The organism is Mesorhizobium sp. M7A.F.Ca.AU.001.01.1.1 (assembly GCF_004022735.1).
Lineage (GTDB): Bacteria > Pseudomonadota > Alphaproteobacteria > Rhizobiales > Rhizobiaceae > Mesorhizobium > Mesorhizobium ciceri.
Genome location: NZ_RZPF01000959.1, coordinates 1 through 1,930, shown reverse-complemented (window position 1 = coordinate 1,930; position 1,930 = coordinate 1). Strand labels below are relative to the sequence as shown.

Sequence of the window (1,930 nt, the reverse complement as noted above, 5' to 3'; positions counted from 1 at the left end):
GTCTGTACCAGGGCCGCGATCGCCGCGATCAGGCCGGCGAGCGTGTGCGCAAGGATCACCGTGCGCTGGACCGGCACGCCGGAAAAATGCGCGGCTTCGGCATTCTCCCCGACCGAGGCGACGTAGCGGCCAAAGACGGTCCGCGACAGCAGCAGCCACACCAAAGCGGTCAGCAGGACCCAGAACAGCACCGGCGTCGGAACCGACAGGAATTTCGTGTTGTAGAGGTCGTTGAACAGCTTCGGCACATCGCCGGGCGGATTGCCGCTCGACAGGAACTGCACCAGCCCGACCAGGATGATGCTGACCGCCAGCGTGACGATGACCGCCGACACCCGCCGGCTCCCTATCATGAAGCCGTTGAACAGGCCGATGACGAGGCCGGTACCGAGCGCCAGCACGACGAAGAAAGGCATCGACGCGCCGGGGAAAGTGCCCGACGAAATGAAATAGTTGATGAGCAGGATGATGCCGCCGCCGGAAAGGTCGATCGACTTCACCCGCATGACGACGAGCTGCCCCAGAACCAGGATGCCGAGCGGGACGATCTGCCTGACGAAGATACCCATGATGTTGAGGTTGAGCATGTTCGGCCGTGCGATCCACAGCGTGGCCAGCAGCACGAGGAAGACAAAATAGGACGGCGGTATGCGCAGCAGGCGCCGGGCGATCGGATTTGCGAGAACGGCAGCCATCTTTCAGAGCCCCATCTTCTTGCGGGATTGCAGCCCGACCACCGCCAGCAGGATGCCGCCCTTGATCGCGGTCTGGACGAACGGCGAGACGTTGGCGAGGTTCATGCCATTGGCCAGCAGCGCCATGACCAGCGCGCCGATCACGGTGCCGTGCAGGCTGCCTATGCCACCGGAAAGCTGGGTGCCTCCAAGCGCCACGGCGGTGACGGTATCGAGTTCGAAAAGCAGCCCGACATTCGGATCGCCCGACACGATGCGCCCGGCGAGGAAGACACCGGCAACGGCTGCGAAACAGGAACAGATCACATAGGCGAGGATGATGTTGCGGCGGTCGGAGACGCCGAAATTGCGGGCAGCACTCTCGGCGCCGGACGCGATGCCGCCGCCAATCGCAAACAGATGCAGCCCGTACCGGGATCCGTAGAGCAGTTTCCACGCTGCCAGGATCACGACGATGCCCCAGAAAACCGGATAGGGAATGCCGAGGAAACTGCCCGAGACGGCATCGATGACGATCTCCGGCACCGTGCCGCCGGAGACGGGCCGCAGGATGCGCGTGATGCCGAGCACGATGTACTGCGTCGACAGCGTCGCGATGATCGGATGGACGTTGAAACGGGTGATCGCCAGACCGTTGATCAGCCCGATGACTGCCGCCAGCACGAAGACCGCCGGGATCAACACAATCGCTGGCTGGTCGAGCGCCAGCACCGCGGTGGTGAAGCTGATGACCGAGCCGACCGACAGGTCGAGCCCGCCGATGAGCACGACGACGAGCTGTCCGATCGCCGCGATGATCAGCGGCATCGCCTGGGCAACCAGGTTGAAGAGGTTTTCGGCCGTGGCGAACTGCGTCGTCTCGACGGTCAGCCACAGCGAAATGAGCAAGGCGACCAGCAGCGGCAGGCCCCACAGGCCCTGCCGCGTGTTCCGGCCATTCAGGATGTTGAAAACCGAACGAACCATGGCAGGCCCCTAATGCTGGCGCGTGGAGCCGCCCATGAGGGCCGCGTCGAGAATCTTGTGTTCGCTCGCCTGCGCTGCCGGCATTTCGGCCACGATCGTGTCGTGATGGACGACGTAGATGCGGTCGCAGAGCCCGATCAGCTCGATCGTCTCGCGCGACAGCACCAGCACCGCGCCGCCCTTCGCGGTGAAGTCCCGCAGAAGATGGTAGATCTCGGACTTGGCGCCGATGTCGACGCCGCGCGTCGGCTCTTCGACCAGCAGAAGAT

Annotated in this window: 2 protein-coding genes and 1 pseudogene; all 3 read right to left on the bottom strand. The window is 63.9% G+C overall.

Features of this window, described 5'->3' with window-relative positions:
* Positions 1 to 695, bottom strand: a 695-nt coding sequence (locus tag EN884_RS34555) for an ABC transporter permease (protein ID WP_164895373.1), incomplete at its 3' end; no start/stop codon positions are given.
* Positions 696 to 698: 3 nt separating this feature from the next.
* Complete coding sequence (locus EN884_RS34550) at positions 699 to 1,661, bottom strand: ABC transporter permease (protein WP_013530475.1); 963 nt, start codon at positions 1,659 to 1,661, stop codon at positions 699 to 701.
* A 9-nt stretch (positions 1,662 to 1,670) separates the two neighbouring features.
* Positions 1,671 to 1,930, bottom strand: a pseudogene (locus tag EN884_RS34545) (sugar ABC transporter ATP-binding protein); the annotation flags it as partial.

Bases quoted from the DNA above. Each gene is read 5' to 3' on its own strand.
- EN884_RS34550 (WP_013530475.1), bottom strand. From the start codon at position 1,661: ATGGTTCGTTCGGTTTTCAACATCCTGAATGGCCGGAACACGCGGCAG.